At 70.8% G+C, this 20,934-nt stretch carries 15 protein-coding genes; 9 read left to right on the top strand and 6 right to left on the bottom strand.

The genetic code is table 11. The annotated features are described in order from the left end of the window. Positions 1-2 precede the first annotated feature (2 nt). On the bottom strand, positions 3-668 hold the full coding sequence (locus ACLQ29_RS24655) for a GntR family transcriptional regulator (RefSeq protein ID WP_387199325.1): 666 nt from the start codon (positions 666-668) through the stop codon (positions 3-5). Between the two features lie 849 nt (positions 669-1,517). On the opposite strand from ACLQ29_RS24655, the gene ACLQ29_RS24650 reads away from it, so the two are divergent. After that, a complete protein-coding gene (locus ACLQ29_RS24650; protein WP_425773842.1) occupies positions 1,518-2,834 on the top strand; it encodes an RICIN domain-containing protein in 1,317 nt (438 codons plus the stop codon). 119 nt (positions 2,835-2,953) lie between these two features. On the opposite strand, the gene ACLQ29_RS24645 is transcribed toward ACLQ29_RS24650, so the two are convergent. Next, positions 2,954-3,760 carry a class I SAM-dependent methyltransferase gene (locus ACLQ29_RS24645; RefSeq protein WP_425773841.1) on the bottom strand — a complete coding sequence of 269 codons (807 nt, stop codon included), beginning with the start codon at positions 3,758-3,760 and terminating at the stop codon, positions 2,954-2,956. A gap of 125 nt (positions 3,761-3,885) precedes the next feature. Continuing rightward, positions 3,886-4,665, bottom strand: a complete 780-nt coding sequence (locus tag ACLQ29_RS24640; protein WP_425773840.1) for a hypothetical protein — start codon at positions 4,663-4,665, stop codon at positions 3,886-3,888. Between the two features lie 108 nt (positions 4,666-4,773). On the opposite strand from ACLQ29_RS24640, the gene ACLQ29_RS24635 reads away from it, so the two are divergent. Then, positions 4,774-5,454, top strand: a complete 681-nt coding sequence (locus tag ACLQ29_RS24635; protein WP_425773839.1) for a response regulator — start codon at positions 4,774-4,776, stop codon at positions 5,452-5,454. A gap of 276 nt (positions 5,455-5,730) precedes the next feature. Further along, positions 5,731-7,134: a ricin-type beta-trefoil lectin domain protein gene (locus ACLQ29_RS24630; protein ID WP_425773838.1), complete on the top strand. Its 1,404-nt coding sequence runs from the start codon at positions 5,731-5,733 to the stop codon at positions 7,132-7,134. A gap of 60 nt (positions 7,135-7,194) precedes the next feature. On the opposite strand, the gene ACLQ29_RS24625 is transcribed toward ACLQ29_RS24630, so the two are convergent. Both ACLQ29_RS24625 and ACLQ29_RS24620 read right to left on the bottom strand, forming a co-directional pair. Next, positions 7,195-7,677: a GNAT family N-acetyltransferase gene (locus tag ACLQ29_RS24625; protein ID WP_425773837.1), complete on the bottom strand. Its 483-nt coding sequence runs from the start codon at positions 7,675-7,677 to the stop codon at positions 7,195-7,197. A 233-nt stretch (positions 7,678-7,910) separates the two neighbouring features. After that, the gene (locus ACLQ29_RS24620; RefSeq protein WP_425773836.1) at positions 7,911-8,390 is read right to left on the bottom strand and encodes a GNAT family N-acetyltransferase; all 480 of its coding nucleotides are present in this window, start codon (positions 8,388-8,390) and stop codon (positions 7,911-7,913) included. Positions 8,391-8,581: 191 nt separating this feature from the next. On the opposite strand from ACLQ29_RS24620, the gene ACLQ29_RS24615 reads away from it, so the two are divergent. The 6 genes from ACLQ29_RS24615 to ACLQ29_RS24590 all read left to right on the top strand — a co-directional run bounded on the left by ACLQ29_RS24615 (position 8,582) and on the right by ACLQ29_RS24590 (position 14,669). Next, positions 8,582-9,958, top strand: a complete 1,377-nt coding sequence (locus tag ACLQ29_RS24615) for a carbohydrate-binding protein (protein WP_425773835.1) — start codon at positions 8,582-8,584, stop codon at positions 9,956-9,958. Between the two features lie 116 nt (positions 9,959-10,074). Continuing rightward, positions 10,075-10,617, top strand: coding sequence for an RNA polymerase sigma factor (locus ACLQ29_RS24610; RefSeq protein ID WP_425773834.1), 543 nt, complete (start codon positions 10,075-10,077; stop codon positions 10,615-10,617). After that, positions 10,614-11,441: a hypothetical protein gene (locus ACLQ29_RS24605; RefSeq protein WP_425773833.1), complete on the top strand. Its 828-nt coding sequence runs from the start codon at positions 10,614-10,616 to the stop codon at positions 11,439-11,441. The genes ACLQ29_RS24610 and ACLQ29_RS24605 overlap by 4 nt, the downstream gene beginning before the upstream one ends. Then, positions 11,438-12,304, top strand: a complete 867-nt coding sequence (locus tag ACLQ29_RS24600) for an ABC transporter ATP-binding protein (RefSeq protein ID WP_425773832.1) — start codon at positions 11,438-11,440, stop codon at positions 12,302-12,304. Before ACLQ29_RS24605 ends, ACLQ29_RS24600 begins: the two co-directional genes overlap by 4 nt. Continuing rightward, on the top strand, positions 12,301-13,902 hold the full coding sequence (locus ACLQ29_RS24595; RefSeq protein WP_425773831.1) for a hypothetical protein: 1,602 nt from the start codon (positions 12,301-12,303) through the stop codon (positions 13,900-13,902). Before ACLQ29_RS24600 ends, ACLQ29_RS24595 begins: the two co-directional genes overlap by 4 nt. Beyond that, on the top strand, positions 13,899-14,669 hold the full coding sequence (locus tag ACLQ29_RS24590; RefSeq protein ID WP_425773830.1) for a hypothetical protein: 771 nt from the start codon (positions 13,899-13,901) through the stop codon (positions 14,667-14,669). The genes ACLQ29_RS24595 and ACLQ29_RS24590 overlap by 4 nt, the downstream gene beginning before the upstream one ends. A 71-nt stretch (positions 14,670-14,740) precedes the next feature. On the opposite strand, the gene ACLQ29_RS24585 is transcribed toward ACLQ29_RS24590, so the two are convergent. Next, positions 14,741-20,926 carry a S8 family serine peptidase gene (locus ACLQ29_RS24585; protein ID WP_425773829.1) on the bottom strand — a complete coding sequence of 2,062 codons (6,186 nt, stop codon included), beginning with the start codon at positions 20,924-20,926 and terminating at the stop codon, positions 14,741-14,743. Positions 20,927-20,934: the final 8 nt, after the last annotated feature.

The raw sequence follows: 20,934 nt of genomic DNA, 5'->3' as shown, positions 1-20,934 counted from the left end.
CCCTAACCGAGGTACGAGCGCGCTCCGTGCCCGGCGAGCACGGTGAGCACCTCCTCCGGATCTCCCCCGGCGACCGCCTCGAACAGCCGCTCGTGCCGGTGCACCCCATCCAGCGGCTGCGCCAGCTCCGCCTCCCGGCGCAGATTGATCGCCATGTAGAGCTGCAACTTCACCAGGATCGACCCGTACACGGCGGAGAGCTGACGGTTACCGGCGAGCGCCACCAGCGCGACGTGGAACTCCCGGTGCGACTCGGCGACCGCCATCCGGTCGCCGGCCCGGGTCGCCTCCCGCATCTGGTCCAGGGTCGCCCGCAAGCCGGCCAGGTCGCTCTCCCGGCCGACCGGGATCCCGGCCCGTACCGAGACCTGCTCCAGGACGTCCCGCAGCTCGTACAGCTCCCGCACGTCGCGGTCCGACAGGGTGGCAACCCGGACGCCCCGCCGCGGCACGTGCTCGACCAACCCCTGCTGGGCCAGTAACCGCAACGCCTCCCGCAACGGAGCCCGGCTGATGCCCAGCCGCCGAGTCAACTGCTCCTCCACCAGGCGTTCGCCCGGGTCGCTCTTGCCGCTGAGGATCTCCCGGGTCAGCCGAGAGACGGCGAGGTCCACCAGACTGACACTCTCCAGCTCACCATCCACCGACGATGCGGCCACGTCGTTCACGCCGATGAGTCTGCCACCTGACCCCGGGCCGACCGGTGCGTGGCTGTGGAGTCGCGCCGGCCGACGGGGCCGTCGCAGGTCACCCGTCGCAGGTCACCCGCCGCCGGCGGCACGCTGGCGGTCGGCCTCGGCATCCGCGGCACCTGTCGGAACGCCGTCGCTGTCGCGGGAGGCGTGGGACAGGTCCACGTCAGCTCCGGTCCGGGCGGCGTCGGCCCTCGCGTCCAGAGGCGAGCCGCGTCTACCCGACCCCCGCGGACCGGATCTCACTCTTTGGTGCGCAACCGGCGACGCATGGTGACGGTCGTCAATCGCTCAGCCTGGGGCAGGACGACCGGAGGACGACCTCGCCCTGACGCCCTGACCTGCGGATCGTTACCGAACAGGACGCCCTGAAACACCCAACCGGGCCACTGGTCAACACCACGTCTCGTGGCGACGTCATACGTCAGACGATGATGCTAATCTATTTCGGCGCGGTAAACGGATCTCGACTGCGGAAGGATCACGATGCCATCGGATCGGTCGACAGTCAGCTCCGCGTGCACGCGTCATACCCGCGTACGGGCGGCCAGCAACATCCCCACGGTCGCGGCAGGACGCACAGTCGCCGTGCCCGGACGACGGGCGAGCGCCGCCGCGTCGCCCGTCCCCGCCCGTGCGGACGTCGGCACTGCCACGTCCCGCCACGCCGTCCCCTGCTGGCCGCTGTCCCGACAACCACAACGGGACGTCCGCCCAGCCGCGTGTCACCGACGCGGGTAAAGAGCCACATCGTCAGCAACGCAAACCTGAGGAGGTTTGACTGTGCCACTTCGAAAACTCTCCACCCCCTGGATAGGGGCGGCCATGGCCGCCATGATGCTCGTCGCCGTCGGGGCGTACGTCATCATGACCGGCGCATCGGCGTCCGCCGCCACCACCGCCGGCTGTGGCAAGGCACCCGGGTTGAACAGCGGCACCCACACCATCCAGAGCAGCGGAAAGAGCCGTAGCTTCATCCTTCGGCTGCCCGACAACTACAACAACACCTATGCCCACCGGCTGGCCTTCGGGTTCCACTGGCTGGGTGGCACCGCCGGCCAGGTCGCGAGCGGCGGCTCCGACGGAGCCCCGTGGGCCTACTACGGCATGCTCTCCCAGGCGAACAACACGACGATCTTCGTCGCCCCGCAGGGCATCGGCAACGGCTGGGGCAACTCCAACGGTGAGGACGTGACCTTCACCGACGACATGATCCGCATGATCGACAACGCGCTCTGCGTCGACACCACCCAACGTTTCTCGGTCGGGTTCAGCTACGGCGGCGCGATGAGCTACTCGTTGGCGTGTTCCCGGCCGACGGTGTTCCGAGCGGTCGCGGCAATCGCGGCCCCCGGGGCGATCAGCGGATGCAGCGGCGGCACCCAGCCAGTGGCGTACCTGGGGATTCACGGCATCAACGACAACATCGCGAGCGGACGGTCGCTGCGCGACAGGTTCGTCCGCAACAACGGTTGTGCCGCGCAGAACCCGCCGGAGCCGAGGGCGGGCAGCCTGACCCACATCACCACCGCCTACTCCTGCCGGGCCGGATATCCGGTGCTCTGGGCCGCGTTCGACGGCGGCCACCAGCAGGGCCCGGTGGACGGGTGTGCCGGCTGTGAGAGCGGCGCGCGGAGCTGGGTCAAGCAGGAGGTGTGGCGGTTCTTCAGCCAGTTCGGGTCCACCGAACCGCCCACCAGCGCACCGCCCACCACCACTCCCCCGCCGTCGAGCCCGCCGCCGGGTGGTCAGCAGAACGTGCAGATCGTGGGTAACCAGTCCGGCCGCTGCGTCGACGTCCCCGGTTCCAGCACCACGAACGGGGCCCGCCCGGCGCTGTGGGACTGCCACGGTCGCACCAACCAGCGCTGGACCCACACCTCCAACCGCGCCCTGACCGTCTACGGCAACAAATGTCTGGACGCCAGCGGGGCGGGCAGCAGCAACGGCACCGCTGTCATCATCTGGGACTGCAACGGCCAGTCCAACCAGCAGTGGAACCTGAACTCCAACGGCACCATCACCTCGGCCCAGTCGGGGCTCTGCCTCGACGCCGTCAACTCCGGCACGGCCAACGGAACGCAACTGCACCTCTGGGCCTGCCAAGGCAGCGCCAACCAGCAGTGGAGCACGCGCGCCTAGTACCGCATCCGGCCTCTGCCGGAGACGCGCCGCCCGGGTTCCGTCCCGGGCGGCGCGTCGCCGTCGAAGAGAACACGCATCGGCGATCGTCGACGGCTGCTTGTCCCGACCGGCCCGCGTCACGGTGTCACCACTGCTGCCGGTACGGCCGTCGTGAGCAGGTATTCCGCCTCCAACCGGAGGCTACCGCCGTCGGCGACCCCACGGTCACCGACGAACGAGCGCAGGTCCGCGCGCAACGCCTCCCACCGGCCCAGGGCCACGAGCCGTTCCCGTTCGGCGACGACGTGCCCGGCGGTGTCGATGAGCAGGCTGGTCGCCGCGTCGGCGTCGGCGAAGCTCAAACCCAACCGGTGGACGACAGTCGACGTGATCCGCAGGTCGGCGGCCCCCAGGAGCTGTCCGACGAACGTGCCGTCGCCCCACCGGCTCGGCGGTGCACTTCCGGCCGGAGGTGGCGGTAGATATCCGCCGAGGACCTGACCCATGGCCGGCAACAGACTGCCGGGTGTCCAAGCAGCCAGCAGGACTCGGCCCGAGGGGGCACACACCCGGCCCAGTTCTCGGGCCGCCGCTTCGTGGTCGTTCGCGTAGATCACGCCGAACACCGAGAGGACCACGTCGGCCGAGTCGTCGGGAAGCGGTAGGCGGCCCGCGTCGCCGACCCGCCAGTCGACCGCCAGGCCGTCATCCGTGGCGCGACGCCGGGCCAGTTCCACAAGCGCGGGCTCCAGGTCCACCCCGACGGTACGGGCTCCGCGCCGGGCGGCAAGGATCGCCGCGTTTCCCGTACCGGTGGCCACGTCGACCACCCGGTCGTCCGGCCCCGGCGCGGCGGCTGCCACCACGGCTTCGGCGACCGGCATCAGCCGCCGTGCCATGGCCGGATAGTCGCCGGCTGCCCACGTGGTCACGACTGCGCTCATCACGCCTCCCTCATCGCGGAACCGCTCGTCGTGACGAGTGTGCACACACGGCATGCGGGGCGTCGCCGGTACCAGTAGGCGAGGGTGGCGGCGGCGAGCAGGAGCCCCCCAGAGCGGGAAGGGCATCAGCAGGACCAGGAGGTGATCCGAGAGGTCGGTGCCAGCGCCGAAGGACTGCTGCAGGTCAGGACGCGGCCCCAGGACGATGCGGACGCCGGTGTCGTCCAGGCCGCTCCGGGCCGTCCGCAGGACTGGCAGTGGCCGCGATGGTGTCGCAGGAGACGGACCAGCACCGCGGCCCAACAGGTGCCGATGGCCAGGGATCCGAACACGACGAACGGCCGGTATCCGATCGGTTCGGCGTCGCGGGCGATGTAGCCCAACCACAGCAGCAGCGCGACGAAGGCCGCCGCTCCGACGGCGATGCCACCGACGCCCGCGGCGCGACTGCTGCGTGGCCTCGCCGACCTGAACAGGCGGGTGGCAAGTGCGGCGGTGATCGCGGCAGGCACTGCCAGCGTCATCAGGTACGCGGTGATGGTGAGCACCTGAATGTCGGGCACCAGGAAGCCGAGCAGCGTCGCCGCGACGGCAGCGACCACGATGCCGCCGACCCGGACCGCCGCGCCGACCCGGCCACTGCGGAGCAGACCGGCCAGCGCCAGCCCGACGACGCCGGCTGTCAGGGCGAGCGCGACAGCCGTGTCCGACCGCACGTAGGTCATGAGGGACAGGTCCGCGAACCGGTCCCGCGGGCCGAACGGATAGCTGCTCGGGCGCAGCCACCACAGGACCCCGACGGCGACCAGCAGGAGGGACCCGACCAGGACGCCGGCCTCCGGCCAGCCGGCGACATATCGATGGTGCCGTGACGCCGGGGCGTCATCCGTCAGTGCCGCGTGCATCTCTGCCTCCCCGTGGATGAGCCGGCCACGCCCGTGACCGGCATCGCACCCGCCTTCCGGTTGGCAGTTACGCGTCGACCTGCCCGCCGACGTGCTGCGGGCGGCAGCATGACAATCCGCGTACTCCTCGCCGATGACCAGCACTCCGTTCGCTTCGGGTTCCGCACCATCCTGGGGGCCGCCCCGGACATCGAGGTCGTCGGCGAGGCCGCCGACGGTGCGACGGCGCTGGCCCTGACCGAGCGACTGCGTCCCGACGTCGTCATCGCCGACATACGCATGCCCGGGATGGACGGACTCGAACTCACGCGCAGGCTCTGCGCGGCCGACGCTCCCGTCGCCGCCCGGGTCGTGGTGGTGACCACCTACGACCTCGACGCCTACGTGCACACCGCGCTCCGCCACGGCGCCAGCGGATTCCTCGTCAAACACTCCGGGCCGGCGCTTCTCACCGAGGCGGTCCGCGCCGCGGTGGCCGGCGACGCGTTGATCAGCCCCACCGTGACGGTCCGGCTGCTCCGCGAACTCTCCAGGGCCACCGCCGCGCCCGGCCGCACACCGCAGCCGGCGCTGTCCGACCGCGAGATGGAGATCGTCTCCCTGGTGGCCGACGGCCTGACCAACCCCGAGATCGGCGCCAGACTGTTCATCACCACCGGAACCGTCAAGACCCACCTGGCCAGCGTCCACCGCAAGCTGGGGGTGCGAAACCGCGTCGGCATCGCCCAGTGGGCCTGGGAGACCCGTACCCACCCGCGGAGGCCCGGAGCAACGGGCGAGCGACGCTGACGCCTCTCGATCCGTAACAGGCCCGAAACTACCGGTTGAGAAACCTGGAACTTTCTGCCAGCCTGAGAGCCATCGACAAATGTGAACGTTAACGTCGGCGACCGAGGTTGCGTTTCAATCCGTCGGAGGATCAGCAAGACCTCCCCGGATCCGTCCCGCCGAGCGGACCGACCACTGTGGCGCAGATTTTCCGGAACGACTGCGGTAATTCTGGTCCGGGCGGGCAGGCTCGGCACCGGACCGACGCCCACCCCCCATCACCAGGAGGTACCTACCGTGCGAGGACCCGCACACCAGCCCCCACCCGCGGCCGACCGAGTGTCCCGGCGGTTTCGCGGACGGCTGTTCAAGCTCGCCGCCGCCGGGATCGCCACCGCGGTCGGGTTGTTCACCCTGACGGTGACGACCGGATCGGCATCGGCCGCCGACAACCCGTACCAACGGGGCCCGGACCCCACCCGCACCAGCGTCACCGCCGTCAACGGCCCCTTCGCCAACACGTCGGTAAGCGTCCCGACCGGTTTCGGCTTCAACGGCGGCCGGATCTACTACCCGACCGACACCAGCCAGGGCACCTTCGGGGCCATCGCGATCTCGCCGGGTTACACCGCGTTGTTCTCCGCCGAACTTGCCTGGATGGGACCGTGGCTGGCCTCCCACGGCTTCGTCGTGATCGGCATCGAGACCAACAGCCGTAACGACTTCGACACGGCCCGGGGCACCCAGTTGCTCGCCGCGCTCGACTACCTGACCCAGCAGAGCCCGGTACGCGACCGGGTCGACCCCACCCGGTTGGCGGTCGCCGGTCACTCCATGGGCGGCGGTGGCGCGCTGAGCGCAGCCATCCGACGCCCGTCCCTGAAGGCAGTGGTCGGCATCGCGCCGTACTCGCCGTCGTCGAACCTGGCCAACGACCGGGTGCCCACCATGATCTTCGCCGGGCAGGCGGACACGGTGGTCACCCCGTCCTACGCCACCGGCCTGTACAACAGCCTCCCGACCACGACGGAGAGCGTCTACGTGGAGGTTGCCGGCGCGGATCACGGGTTCATGGTCGGACGGTCGAACCCGGTGATGGTCCGAACCATGCTGCCGTTCGTCAAGATGTTCGTCGACAACGACACCCGGTACAGCCAGTTCCTCTGCCCGCTGCTGGACTCCAGCGGCGTGGTCACCTACCGCAGCACCTGCCCGTTGCTGCCGTCGACGCCCACCAGCCCGACGGCGACCCCCACCAACACGCCGAGCCCCACCAACACGCCGACCCCCACCGCGTCGCCCACCGTCCCACCCACCTCCGCCAGCCAGATCGTCGGAACGCAGTCCGGCCGCTGCGTCGACGTACCCAACGCCTCGCGCAACAACGGCACCCGGGTAACGCTCTACGACTGCAACAGGCAGACGAACCAGGCGTGGACCTACACCGCAGGCAAACAACTACAGGTGTACGGCACCATGTGTCTGGACGCGGCGGGCTCCGGCAACGGCGCAGCCGTCCAGATCTACAGCTGCCACGGCCAGACCAACCAACAGTGGAACGTCAACTCCAACGGCACCATCAGCAGCGTCCAGTCCGGACGGTGCCTGGACGTCTGGAGCACGGCCAACGGAGCCCAGATCCAGCTGTACGACTGCCACGGACAGACCAACCAGCAGTTCCGGCTGGCGCCCCTCGCGTAGGGATCGCGGCCGTACTGAGACGGGCGGGCTCGGCGTCACGCCGGGCCCGCCCGGATTAGATCAGAGTTCCCGGTAGTAGACGGCGATCGGCAGCGGGGTGCAACCACGTGCTTCGTACAGGGCTCGGGCGGGCGCGTGGAATCCGTCCCCGCCCGTGCCGATCATGACGACCTCGGCACCGAGTTCCCGCATCGTGGCGAACGCGTGCTCGCACAGCACGGTGCCCGCGCCGAGCCGGCGGTGCTGCGCGGACACGGCGAGGATCGTGACGCTGGCGTTTCGGCGCTCGGGTTCTACTGCCCAGGCCACGTAGCCGGCGACGACACCCTCGGTCTCGGCGACCGCGACGTACCGGTGCTCGGCGGGGTCGTGGAGCCCGGCGACCTGCTTGACGTAGTCGTCGCGCCACGCACCGTGCTGGTTGGCGAAAACCGCCTCGCCCACGAGAGGGCGGAAGGACTCCTCGTAGAACGGCCCGAACGTCTCGATCGTCAGTTCGGTGAGCCGGGCAAGGTCATGCGGAAGAAACGAGCGGATGCGCATGTGGGTGTGCCTCTCAAGCTGAGGTTCTGAAAGCCAACAAAAAGGGCATCAGATGGCCAGCTAGCGGCCGGAACGGCGGCAAGCCGACCCTCAGCGGCGGGTACGCCAGGCGGCGAAGCACATCATGGCCGAAATCCTACGTGGCGCCGCAACCGCTTTCGCGGCGCAGCGCGCCCGCCAAGGCCACCGCGGCGGGCGGACTCGGCGTCGCGCCGGGCCCGCCGCGGCGCGGCTCAACCGGACGATGCGACCGGGGACCGCAGGCCGAGCCACTGTTCGGCGTCCCAGGCACGGAACCGTTCCACCTCGGTGAACCCCAGCTTCGCCGCAAGACGCATCGACGCGAGGTTGGCGGTCTGGGTGGCCAGCACCACCGGCTCGCCGGGAAGGACGTGGTCGAGCCATTCGAGTGCCGCCGCGCACGCCTCGGCGGCATACCCGAATCCCCACGCCCACGGCAGGAACAGGTAACCGAGATCGACCCTCCCGGCGGCAGCCGGGCGGTGGCTGAGCGATCTTCGGAGCAGGACCTGGCCGATCATCGCCCCGTCGAGAGCAACAACGAAACTGCCAGGCCACCGCTCGGGCACGTCGGGCAGTTCGCGGTCGAGCACGTCGCGCGGGCGCGGACCACCGAGATGGGTGTGCACCTCCGGCGAGGCAAGCAGCTCGACGAACGCCGCACGATCCCGGGCCTCTGCCGCACGGAGCACGAGCCTCGCCGTCCTGATCGGCTCCGGCGGCCACGCCACAGACCCAAGATCCCGCATCCGCGCAAGCTAACAGGACGCCCTTCCCTGAGCGGGCCGAGGCGCTACCCGCGATCTGTAAACAACCCTTGATATTAAATGTTAAGAACGTCAATATGTGGAGGTCGGGGGTCGCCGAAGCCTGGGAGTGAGCCATGAGGAGCCGTCGGATTTTCGCAGTGGTGGCCGGGGCGGCGATGACCGTCACGGCCGCCGTCGCCTTCGTCCCCAGCAGCGTGGCAGCCGTGTCCTCGGCCAACGCCGTCCCGATGGTCGCCTGCACCGCCCCGGCCTGGGCCGAGGGCACCACCTACCAGACGGGCGCCCAGGTCACCTACGGCGGCCGGCTCTACCAGGCACTTGTCGGTCACACCGCGCACCCCGGAGCCGGCTGGAACCCCGCCGCGACCCCGTCGCTGTGGCGTGACCTGGGCGCCTGCTCGGGAAGCACCCCGCCGCCCACCACGCCACCGCCGACGACCACGCCCCCGACCACGCCACCCCCGACCACGACGCCACCACCGACCACGACGCCACCACCGACCACAGCGCCCCCCACCACGCCGCCGCCGACCGGCGGGACCTGCGCGGTGAAGTCGCGCCCCACCGGCAAGGTGTTGCAGGGGTACTGGGAGAACTGGGACGGCGCCTCCAACGGCGTACACCCGGGCCTCGGGTGGATCCCGATCACCGACAGCAGGCTCAACCAGCACGGCTACAACGTCATCAACGCGGCGTTCCCGGTGATCCGCGCGGACGGCACGGTCCTCTGGGAGAACGGCATGGACGCCGGCGTGAAGGTGGCCACCCCGGCCGAGATGTGCCAGGCCAAGGCGGCCGGCGCCACCATCCTGATGTCGATCGGCGGAGCCGCCGCGGGCATCGACCTGAGCTCCACCGAGGTCGCCGATCGGTTCATCGCGACGATCGTGCCGATCCTGACGGCCTACCACTTCGACGGCATCGACATCGACATCGAGACCGGCCTGACCGGCAGCGGCAATATCAACACCCTGTCGACGTCGCAGGCGAACCTGATCCGGATCATCGACGGCGTGCTGGCCCGGATGCCGTCGAACTTCGGCCTGACCATGGCACCGGAGACGGCCTACGTCACCGGCGGCAGCGTGGTCTACGGCTCGATCTGGGGCTCGTACCTGCCGATCATCAAGAGGTACGTGGACAACGGCCGGCTCTGGTGGCTGAACATGCAGTACTACAACGGCAGCATGTACGGCTGCGCCGGCGACTCGTACCCGGCAGGCACCGTGCAGGGCTTCACCGTGCAGACGCAGTGCCTCGACAACGGCCTCACCATCCAGGGCACCACCATCCGCGTGCCGTACGACAAGCAGGTCCCGGGCCTGCCCGCGCAGATCGGGGCGGGCGGCGGCCACCTGTCGACGTCGCTCGTCACGCAGGCCTGGAACTCCGTGCCCGGCCTCAAGGGCCTGATGACCTGGTCGGCGAACTGGGACGGGTCGAAGGGGTGGACCTTCGGCGACAACGTGAAGCGCCTGCAGGGCCGCTGACGGGTGACGGCGCCGGGCCCACCGTCGGCCGGTCTGCCGGCAGGCGCGGGCCCGGCGACTCGGGAACTCGTGCCAGGATGGCGAACCGAAAACCGGTGTCGCTGCGATAGGTAGGCATGACCGCCCAGGACGACGCCGCACTCCTGGCCCTGACCGCAGGCGGCGACCGGAACGCGTTCGAGGCGTTCTACCGCCGGCACGCGCCGTGGCTGCGCCTGCGTCTGTGCTACCGCTGCGCCGACGACGCCCTCGTCGACGACGTCGTGCAGGAGACGTTCCTCGCCGTCTGGACCGGCGCCGCGGCCACGTTCCGGCCCCGCGACACCGATGCTGCCGCCTGGCTGTGGAGGATCGGGTCCCGCCGGCTCATCGACGCGCTGCGTCGCCGCACGTCCCGCGACCGGCTCGGCCGGCTACTGGCCCGCCTGCGCGGCCGCGACGAGTCGTCCGCCGAGGAGCAGGTGCTGATCGGTCTCGAGCACGGCGACCTCGGGGGCGCCCTCGCCCGCCTCTCCCCGGAGCTCCGCGCGGTCATCCGCGCCACAGTCCTCGACGGCCTCTCCACCGCCGAGGCCGCCGTCCTGCTCGGCATTCCCACCGGCACCGTCAAGACGCGGGCGATGCGTGCCCGCCGGCAGTTGCGAGAGGAGTTGGCATGACCTGGCATCTGCTCGACGAGGACCTCCGCGCCTACGCCACCCGTACCCTCGCCGCCCCTGGCCTGTGGTCCACGGAGGCGCACCTGGCCGGGTGCGGTGAGTGCCGCGAACGCCTCGCCGCCGCCGCGACCGTCGACCTGGGGTGGGCGATCGACGGAGGCTGGGCCCGCCTCGACGCCGCCCTGGACGCGCCGCGCCCGGGGCCCGTCGAACGGTTGATGATCGCCGTCGGCGTTCCCGACCACACCGCGCGGCTGCTCGCGGCGACGCCGGCGCTGCGGTTGTCGTGGCTGTTGGCGATCGCGGTCACGGCCGCGTTGACGGCGACGATCGCCGCGTTGACCGACCCGGTCGTGTTCCTCGCGGTCGCCCCGCTGTTGCCGCTGGTCGCGGTCGCGATGTCCTTCGCGCCCGGCATCGACCCCACCTACGAGATCGCTGTGGTCGCTCCGATCCGCTCGTTCCGGTTACTGCTGTTGCGGTGCCTCGCGGTCCTGTCCGCGACCACCGCGCTGTCCGCCGTGGCCAGTCTCTTCATCTACGAGTACGGGCTGCGCGCGAGCGCTTGGTTTCTGCCGTCGCTCGCCCTGACCGTGCTGTCGCTGCTGCTCTCGGCCCGGCTCGGCGCGGGGCCGGCCGCTGTCGTCGTCGGCGTCGGCTGGGCGGCGGTGGTCGCCGCCACCTTCGGCGACCGGCTCGTCTTCACACTGGCCGGGCAGGTTGGCGTCGTCATCGTCGGCGGGATCGCCGCCGTGGCGCTGTCCCGCCAGCGCGGCACCTACGACCGCTACCACGTCCCCAACCTGACAAGGAGGGTTTCATGACTGCCGTTCAGGCAGCAGGTCTGACGCTGCGGTACGGGCGCGCCACCGCGCTCGACGACGTGTCGTTCACACTGCGCACGGGGGTGACCGGGTTGCTCGGCCCCAACGGCGCGGGCAAGACGACGCTGCTGCGGATCGTCGCGACCGCCCTGTCGGCCGACGGCGGAACGCTGCGGGTCCTCGGCCACGACCCGAGCACACCACCCGGGCGGCTCGCGGTCCGGCGTCTGCTGGGCTACCTGCCGCAGGATCCGGGCTTCCACCCGTTGTTCACCGCGTTCGAGTTCGTCGACTACGTCGCGATCCTCAAGGAGCTCACCCACCGGACGGCGCGGCACACCGAGGTCGCGCGGGTGCTCTCCGCCGTCGGCCTCGACGACCGGCGGCGATCCCGGATCCGGACGCTGTCCGGCGGCATGAAGCAACGGCTCGCGCTGGCAGCCGCCCTGGTCGGCGACCCGGACCTCGTCATCCTCGACGAACCGACTGTCGGCCTCGACCCGGAGCAGCGGCTGCGGTTCCGGGAGCTGATCGCGGACCTCGGCGAGCGCAAGACGGTGCTGCTGTCCACGCATCAGACCGAGGACGTCATGTCGCTGTGCCAGGAGGTGATCGTCCTCGACCGGGGCCGGGTGCGGTTCGAGGGCACCCCGGCCGAGTTGGCCGGGCTGGCCGCCGGCCGGGTGTGGACGAGCGCGGTGCGGCAGGCAGGCGCGTTGGCGTCGTGGCGGACGGGCACGGGGCTGCACCGGCACGTCGGCGACCCGCCACCCGGGGCCGCGCTTGTGGAGCCGTCGATCGAGGACGGCTACCTGACGCTCGTCGGCGCCGGGGCGTCGGCGGTCGCGGGCGGCGCGCGATGACGGCAACCCTGACGGTGGCCACGCCGACCCGGCCGACGCCGTCGTCCACACACGGGCGGCGGCGAGCTCTGCTCGCCCTCGCCCGGTTCGAGTCGGTTCGGATGCTGCGACACCCGCTCACCCTCGCGGCCGCGCTGCTGTTCCTCAGCCGGTGGCTGTGGGGCTGGCTGTCCGGCTCGGCCAACCGATATCCGGTGCTCCCCGACGAGCTGATCACCATTCAGTTGCTCGCGTTGCCAATCCTCGGCGGGTCGGCGCTGATCGTGGCGAATCTCGTCACGTTACGGGCGCACCGGCACAAGGTCGACGCGTCCTACGACGTGCTGGTGCTGCCGCCGGCCTGGCGGGTCGGCGGGTTCCTGCTGGCGCTGCTGCCGCTGGCCGGCCTCAGCCTGCTGCTCGTCGGCGTCCGGGTCGGGGTTTCCGCGGTGCTCCCGGGCGCGGCCGGAGGCGTCGACGTCGCCGATCTGGTGACCCCGGCGGCGCTGACACTGCTCCTCGGCGCGGTCGGGGTGCTCTCCGGCGTCCTGATCCGCTCCCTGCTGATCGCCCCACTGCTCGTCCTGCTCGTCCTGGTGCTGGAGTTCGCGGCGATCATCGTGACCTTGGTCGGGTCCGGCTGGCGGTTCCTGCTTCCGGTCTACATCAGTGAGTTCCCGGTCCCGGTGCCCGCCGGCGTCTCCGAGCGGCCCGCGGCCCGGCACCTCGCGTATCTGGTCGGGATCACCGTGCTGCTCGTCGCGGCCGTGCTGGCCCGGGCCAACGCGCGGCGGTCGGTCGTCGCGGCCGGGCTCGCCGTCGGGCTGATCCTCACCGTCGGCGGCGGGCTGACCCAGTTGCGACCCGACCCCGGCATCGCGGCGGCCCGCGCGACTGTCGCAGACCGGCCGGCGAGCATCCAGTCGTGCGTCCGGCGCGGCGACGTCACCTACTGCTACTTCGACGGGTTCGACGGGTTCGTCTCCGGGTGGGAGTCGGTCGTGACCTCCGTGCGGGCGGTGGTGCCGGACAGCGCCGCGTCGTCCGGGCCGCCGCTCGCGGTGCGGCAGCGGGCCCTCGCCGAGGAGATCTCGGCCGACAGCGCCGGGTCCGTCGCCGAGGCCATGCAGGTGGTGGTCGGTTGGAAGGTCGAGGACGCGGCGGCGGGCACCCCGGAGGCGGTCCGGGTCGACACCGCGTGGGGCAACGATCGGGCAGCCGCCGCCCTGGCCGCCGAGGTTGCCTACCGGCTGATGGCCGCGAAGGCGTACGACGGGGGGAACCTCCTCTGCGGGGCGCCGGCGGCGCTCCTGGTGTGGCTGGTCGGGGAGGCGTCAACGACCACCCTGGCCGGGATGCGTTCGCTGGACGAGACGAGCACCGGTGCGCTCGTCTTCAGCGACGTATCGGGCTTGTACGGCATCTTGACACCCGACCGGGCGGCGGCAGCGGGGTTGGAGTTGCTGGAACGGCCGTCCGAAGAGGTGGCACCGCTGGTCGAGCGGCACTGGGCCGAGCTGACCGCGCCGGATACACCGCTGGAGCGCTTCGGTGCCATCTTCGGGGTGCCGATCCAGCCGCTCGCGCCGGACGACGAGGCGCCGCCGTGCGTCCCGTGAGCGACGTGCCCGCCGTCGGCGCGTCGGGGCAGACCGTCGGCGCGTCGGGGCAGACCGTCGGCGCGTCCGGGCTGCGGCGGGGCGGGCGACTGCGGACGGTGGCGGCGCTGCTCTGGCCGACGCTGCGGGCAACGCGGATCTCGCCGCTGTTGGCGGCCGGCATCGTCGGTGTGGCGATCGTGACCCCACCGGCCGTGACCGGGTCGCTCCTGCCCCCCGACAACCACATCACGTTGCTGCGGTTGGTGCTGGCCTGCGTCGGCCTCGGCGTCACGTTCGTCCTCGACGACCCGGCGAAGCCGACCACGGAGACCCTGCCGGTCCCGGCCTGGCTCGGCGCGCTGCTACGAGCGGTCCCCGCCGCGGTCGTCGGCGCTGCGTGCTGGGCGGCGGCGCTGCTGGTGACACGGTCCGGGCCGGCGACGGCGTCGCTGCCGTACGCGGACCTGACCCGCGAGGCCGCGACCGTCGCCGCGGTCGCGTTCCTCGCGTCGGCGGTCGGCTGGCGACGGTCGCCGCGCGGGATCGGCAGCCCACTCGCCGCCCCGATGCTGCTGCTCGCGATGACGGTGGTGGCGCTGCTGCCGACCTCGGTGGCCTTACTCGTCAGCGCGGGCGACGGCTGGGACGCGGCCCACGACCGCTGGATGTGGCTCCTGGCGGGGACACTGTTGGCGACCGCCGGGACGCTCACCGCCCGCCGGCGGCGCGGGCGCGACTCAAGGATCGGGAGACGCCTCCGGAGCCACGGCCGGATCGTCGAGTAGCGGTCAGAGCCTCCCCGAGATGCCGTTCCGGGGAGGCTCTGACCACTGTTGGCGGGACAGGTTCGGCTAGCTCACAGGCGCGGGTCCTGCTGGACCTTGAGGGCGTTGAGGATCGGGTCGTGCTCGCCCTTGTCGCGGCGAAGCTCGATCGTCAGATCGCCACCGGCGTGCTCGACGATGGCCGCGTTGGTGTCCGCGGTCAGCGCACCCACGGTCGCCTGCACGTCGTGGTCGTAGAGCACGACCTTGCCGTCGGCCAGCACATCGAAGGCACGCTTGCCGGCCTTCACCTTCTCGATCTCCGCGAAGCCGAGGGCGATGCGGTACGTGCCGGCGGGGGCGTTCTTGAACACGTAGCTGAACGTCTCGCCGGTCCGCTGGGTGCGGAACAACGCGTCGTCCTCGGTGCCGGCGATGTCGGCTCTTGTGGTACGCGCCTTGCCGCCGACGTAGCCCCACGGCCGCGAGCCGAGCTGCTGGTCGGGCGCCCAGAAGAAGCCGTCGGAATCGACGTACCCCGACCCGCCCGCGTCGATGCCCTTCCAGTAGGCGGACGTGGCCAGGCGGACCGGCCTGAGCTGGGCCTCGCCCTTGCCGGCGTTCGACGCCACGAGCACGTCCCCGACGAGCACGCCGGGCTTGATGCCGGCGTTGTCGGCCGTAACCGTGACCGTGGTAGACGTGCCGGCCGCGAGCGTGACCGTGCCGGTCGCTGCCGCGCCGGTGAGGGCCAGCCAGGGAAGGTCGGCGGCCTCGTGTCCGCCGTCGCTCGTGCGTTTCTGCTCGCTGAGCCGCACGTCGAGCGGGGCGGAGCCGGTGTTGGTGACTGTCACGTCGGCCGTCGCCTTCTGGTTCTTGTCCAGGAGCCAGTCGAGGTCAGCTCCGGTGACCGTGGCGATGCCCGTGGTCAGCGCCGTGTCGACCACCTCGGCCTGGTCCTTCTTCGCGATGGTCACGGGGTGGCTGGCGGTGACGTAGTTCGGCGCCTCGATCTGCACCGTGTTCTCGCCGACCAGCGCCTGGGCCTTCCACCGGCCCTTCACGTCGGTCGTGATGACCCGTTCCCCGTTCGGCCCCTGGAGCGTGACGATCGCGCCCTCGATCGGCTTGCGGTCGTTCGCGTCGGTGACCGTGCCCTCGATCGTGCCCGCCGCCGGGAGGGTGTACTCCAGCCCCAGGCCGGCCTTCAGGACGGGCTGGTTGAAGGAGTACTGGCTCGCGGGGTTGCGTGTCAGGCTCTCCAGGCCGACCGTCGCCGACGACCCTCGGGTGAGAGGGTTGTCGCCGCCGACGCCGTCGCCGTACCCGATCTGGATCCGTCCGTCCGCGATCAGGGTGACCGAGAAGCTCACGCGAGCCGTCCGGTCGTTGTAGAAGGCGACGTCGCGCCACTCGACGACCTGCGCCGCCAGCCCGTCCACCTGGGTCGTGCCGTAGTAGATGCCCGCCTCGTCGTCGACGATGAGGTCGTCCCAGAGCGGATAGATCGCGTCGATCGGGTACGGCGACGGCAGTGCCGTGTTGTTCCCCAGCGTGCTGGCCCGGTCGAAGGTCAGCGTGCCGTTCGTCGTCACGCACACGCCGTCCCAGGCCGTGTCGTAGAACGGCGCCAGGAAGCTGGAGTCGAACCACAGCGGGCCGCAGAGGTCGTCGCCGTGCCACCCGGACTCCTGCGTGCCCTGGCGGTAGAGCCCGTCGGTCACCTTCATCGAGTACGAGCGGCCGGCGGGAGCCACCGGCACGGGGCCCGGCTCCGGCTGCTCCGGCTGGGGCTCCGGCTCCACCGCGTCCGAACGCGGGTCGAGCGTCACCCGCAGCGCGGCGACTGTCGGGGCCTTCAGGCCCTTCGCGCCCCGCAGCTCCACGGTCAGCGGACCGCCCTCGTGGCGCACCACCGCGGTACGCCAGTCGGCGGTGTTCGGCCCGACGACCGCTGCTGCGTCGTACGCGTACTCCGCCAACGATCCGTCCACGACGACGTCGAACACCCGCTTGCCCCTGGCCACCTTCTCGATCTCGGCGAACCCGAGATCGATCGCGTAGGTGCCCTTCGGCGCGTCGGGGAAGCGGTAGAACAGCTTCTTCTCGTGGGTGGTGCGCTGCGACTGGAACAGGGCGTCGTCGGTCGTACCGTTGATGGCGGCCTTCGTGGCGGCGACCTTTGCCTTTCCCTCGTAGCCCCACGCCTTCTTGCCGGCGGCCTGGTCGGCGGACCAGGTGTAGCCGGATCCGTCGGTGAACGACGCGCCACCGGCGTTGACGCCGACCTGGTACTTCGTGGTCGTGAGGGTCACCGGGACGTAGGTCTTGGACTGACGTCCGGAGTCGGACCGCACCACGATGTTCGCGCCGAGGGCTCCGGGCTTGGTGCCCTTCGAGGAGATGGAGACCTTGACGGTCGTCGACTCGCCCGGGGCGAGGATGCCGCCGGTCGAGGAGAGCGACAGCCACGGCAGGTCGGTGACCAGGTCGTCCTCGACGTCGACAAGCACGACGTCATCGGCGACCTGGTCCACCGCCCACAGCGCACCCGTCGCGTCGGTTTCGAGGCCGCCGCCCTGGCCCGCCTTCTGGCCGGGGAACCACCACGCGTTCACGAGCGAGCAGTCGTCCGGGTCGACCTGCAACAGGCGGGTGGGCCGGTTCGAGGTGAGGTCGGTGTACCAGATGGTGTCGGACGCCTGGTTGTAGGCCAGGCCCATCACCTCGGGCAGCGGCGGCGCGCAGAAGGACAGCAGCGCACCCGGGTTGTCGTGCGACGTCCCGGCGACGGTGCCGATCATGCCGTTCTTCCGGCCGCCGACGTAGAACACGTCCCGCGTCGGGTTGTAGGCGAGTCCGGTCAGTTGCAGCGTGGACCAGTCACCCTTGACCTGCCGGGTCTCCTTCCCGGTGTTCCGGTCGAAGCAGTGGATGTAGCTGGCCGGGCTGTCCTCCATCTGGCACATGTCACCGGTCTTGGTGTCGAGCGCCATGTCGAACGCCCGGTACGCGGGGTTCCACGACGCGTCGAAGACCTTCCCGGTCGACTTGCCCGTCACCGTGTAGGCGGTGTTGGTCCGCTTGTTGTAGTCGTGGACCCAGACGTCGCCGTCGTACCCGACGCCGGAGGGCTCCTTCTCCTCGATCGTGCCGGGGATGCCGATCCGGGTGATGACGTCACCGCCGGAGGTCGCGCCGACCTCGCCGGCCGCCTGCGCCTCGGCGGCCTTCGCCGTCGCCGCCTTGCCGTCGACGTTCGACGGCTTCATGCCGCTCGCGCCGCTCTTCCACGCGGTGAGGTCGATCGTGCTGGCCGCGCCCTTCCCGGTGCGCGTGGTGGCACCGGCGGCGTCGAGGTCGGGGTGGCGCGCGGCCTCCCCCAGGGTGTACGTGAGTGGGGCGGAGCCGTTGTTGGTGAGCGTCAGCGAGCCCACACCGCTCTGGTCGGTGCCCAACAGCGCGTTGAGGCCGTCGGCCTTCAGGCCGGCGGTGCCCGTGGTCAGCCGCGCGTCGATCGTGGCGTTCGCGTAGAGCTTGTCCAGGGAGAAGGGGTACGCCGCGGTCGTGTAGTTGGGCGCGCCGACAGTCATCGTGTAGTCACCGACGGGAAGTTGGCGGTGCACGACGCCGGTCCCGTTTGTCGTGACGGTCTCGACGAGCCCCTCCTTGGTGGTGAAGGAAACCTTGGCCCCGGCCACCGGCAGTCCGTCGTTCGCGTCGATGACTGTCGCGTCGAGGTACCCGAAGTCAGGCAGGTCGTAAGTGACGACCATCCCGTCCCGCAGCACCGGGGCGCTGTCGGAGAACCGGATGCCGTCGACGCCGGCCCAGCCCTGGATGCCGGTGACGGCGTGGGCGCCGGCGGTCACCGGGTCGTCGGTCCCGACGCCGTCGCCGTAGCCGAAGATCACGGTGCCGGAGCGGGTGAGCGTGGCCGAGTAGCTGACCGGCTCGGTGTTCTCCAACCGGTCCGGATAGGCCCAGAGCTTGGCGTTGCGGAACTCGACGACGAACGCGTCCTCACCGTTGACCTTGGTGGCCGCCGTGAAGACTCCCCCGCCCGGAGCGAACTCGACGGGGGTCTGGACGTAGAACGGGAAGACGCCCGCACCGCCGCTGCCGGGTCCGGTGCTGGTGTCCGGGGAGATCACGCCACGCAGGCTGATGCCGAGGGTGTCGTGGCTGCCGTTGTAGAGCGCGATCGGGAACGGCAGCTTCACCGTCGCCCACACACCGCTTGGGTACGCGACCGGGTCGGTGCCGCGCAGGTATTCACCGTCGGAGACGGCGCAGCGGTAGCCGCCCTTGTCGACGACGAGCCCGACGGGGATCTCGCGCGACTCGTTCTGCGCGCCGACGGTCAGCGCGACGGTGGTGGGCGAGAAGCAGGCGTTGGGCTTGACGGTGAGCGTGTACCCGCCCTCGGGGACAGCGCTGATCGTGAACGCGCCGTCGGCGTCGGTGCGTACCGGCTTCAACGGCGTGTCCGTGATGGAGACGTCGGCGTTCGGCACGGGCCGCTTCTTCTCGTCGACGACCGTGCCGCTGATGTCGTGCCTCGCGGCGGCCGTGAGCGCCAGCGTGACGGGGGTGTCCTGGCCGAGGGTGATCGTGACGTTCGCGGTCGCGGTCAGGTAACCGAAGACCCTGGTGCTGAGCTGGTAGTCGCCGACCGGTAGGTTCGTGGTGAACCGGCCGTCCTTGTCGGTGCCGATCGACCGGCTGAACGGTCCGCTGATCGTCACCTCGGCGGCGGGTACCGGAGCGCCGTTGGCGGTGACGACGCCGGTGAGGGTGCCGCCCTTGCGGGGCGCGAGTTCGAGCAGGCGGACGAGGTCGAGCCGGCCTTCGCCGAACTTGTTGTTGACCTCGGCGGTGCCGCCGCACTCGGTGTCGTCGACGTCGACGGCCGACTCCCCGAGCAGGCGGCGGGTTTCCTCGACCTGCCCGATGAGGGTCGGGTCGTAGCTCCACAGCGCCGCGACGGCGCCGGCGACGTGGGGAGCCGCCATCGAGGTGCCGGACATCTCGACGTAACTGTTGCCCGGGTAGGACGAACGGACGCCGTCGCCCGGAGCGGAGATCTCGGGCTTGATCCGGCCACCCTCACCCTCGCCCTTGCGGGAGAACAACGCGAGCGTGCCGTCCGACCTGGTGGCGCCGACGGAGTAGGCGCTCTCGGCGGAGCCGGGCGAGGAGACGGTGTCGCAGTCCGCGTACGGCGTGGTGTTGCCCGACGACCAGACGCTGAAGATGCCCGCGGCGCTCCAGGCGTCGTCGATGGCCTGGAAGAAGTCGTTGAAGCTGTGCTCTTCGGTTTGGCCCCACGAGTTGTTGATGACGTGGGGGCGCTTGGACGGGTCGGCGTTGTTGCCCTGGAGGTCGGTCGGGGCGAGCAGCCACCAGCCGGAATTGAGCAACGACTCGACACCGCTGCTGTCGCAGCAGCCGTTCGTCGCGATCCACTGCGCGTCCGGGGCGACGCCGACGTGGTTGGTGCCGTCGTCACCGACCATGGTGCCCATGGTGTGCGTGCCGTGTCCGTTGTCGTCGCACGGCGCGTCCGCGCACGTGCCCCGGGTCCCCATCCAGTTGTAGTTGTGGTCGACCGTGCCGTCGGACTTCGTGCCGCGGTACTGGCCCCTCAGGGCGGGGTGGTCGAACTGGACGCCCGAGTCGAGGTTGGACACCGTGATGCCCGCGCCGGTGGCGCCCATGGCCCACGCCTCGGGGGCGTGGATGGCGTCCAGACCCCACGTCGAGGTGCCTGCCTCGGCGGCGGCCTTCGGGGCGGGGCGGGCCTCCTGGTCGGCTGGGCTCTTCTCCTCGACCGGCTTGACCAGCGCGACCTGCGGCGTCGCGTGGACCTCGGCGACCTGCGCCTCCGCGGCCACGGTGAGGGCGAGCTTCTCGTTGCCGCCCTTGACGAGCACGGTGTTGGCGATCGGGTACGAGGTGTACTTGACGCCGGCCCGGTCGAGTTCGGCGGAGACGGAGGCCAGCGAGTTCTTCGCCGCCGCGGTCAGTGCGTCGTAGACGAACCGACCGCGAGCGGTCCAGTCGGTGATCTTCTTCGTCGGCGCGAGGTCGGCCCTGGTGTCGAACGTGATCCAGAAGTCGGACTTCGGCTCCGCGCGGAAGCGGTCCTTGAGGTTCGAGGCGATCTTGTTGGCGGGGGCGCCGGGATCCGGCTCGGCGGCGGACGCCTGTGGTGCCTGGATCAGGCTCAGGCCGACCACTGCGGCAAGCGAAGCCGCGAGGGCTTTGAGTCTCATGGGAGTCC

Source organism: Micromonospora sp. DT228 (genome assembly GCF_049841595.1).
Classification (GTDB): domain Bacteria; phylum Actinomycetota; class Actinomycetes; order Mycobacteriales; family Micromonosporaceae; genus Micromonospora.
This window is presented reverse-complemented; position numbering and strand designations above follow the sequence as displayed.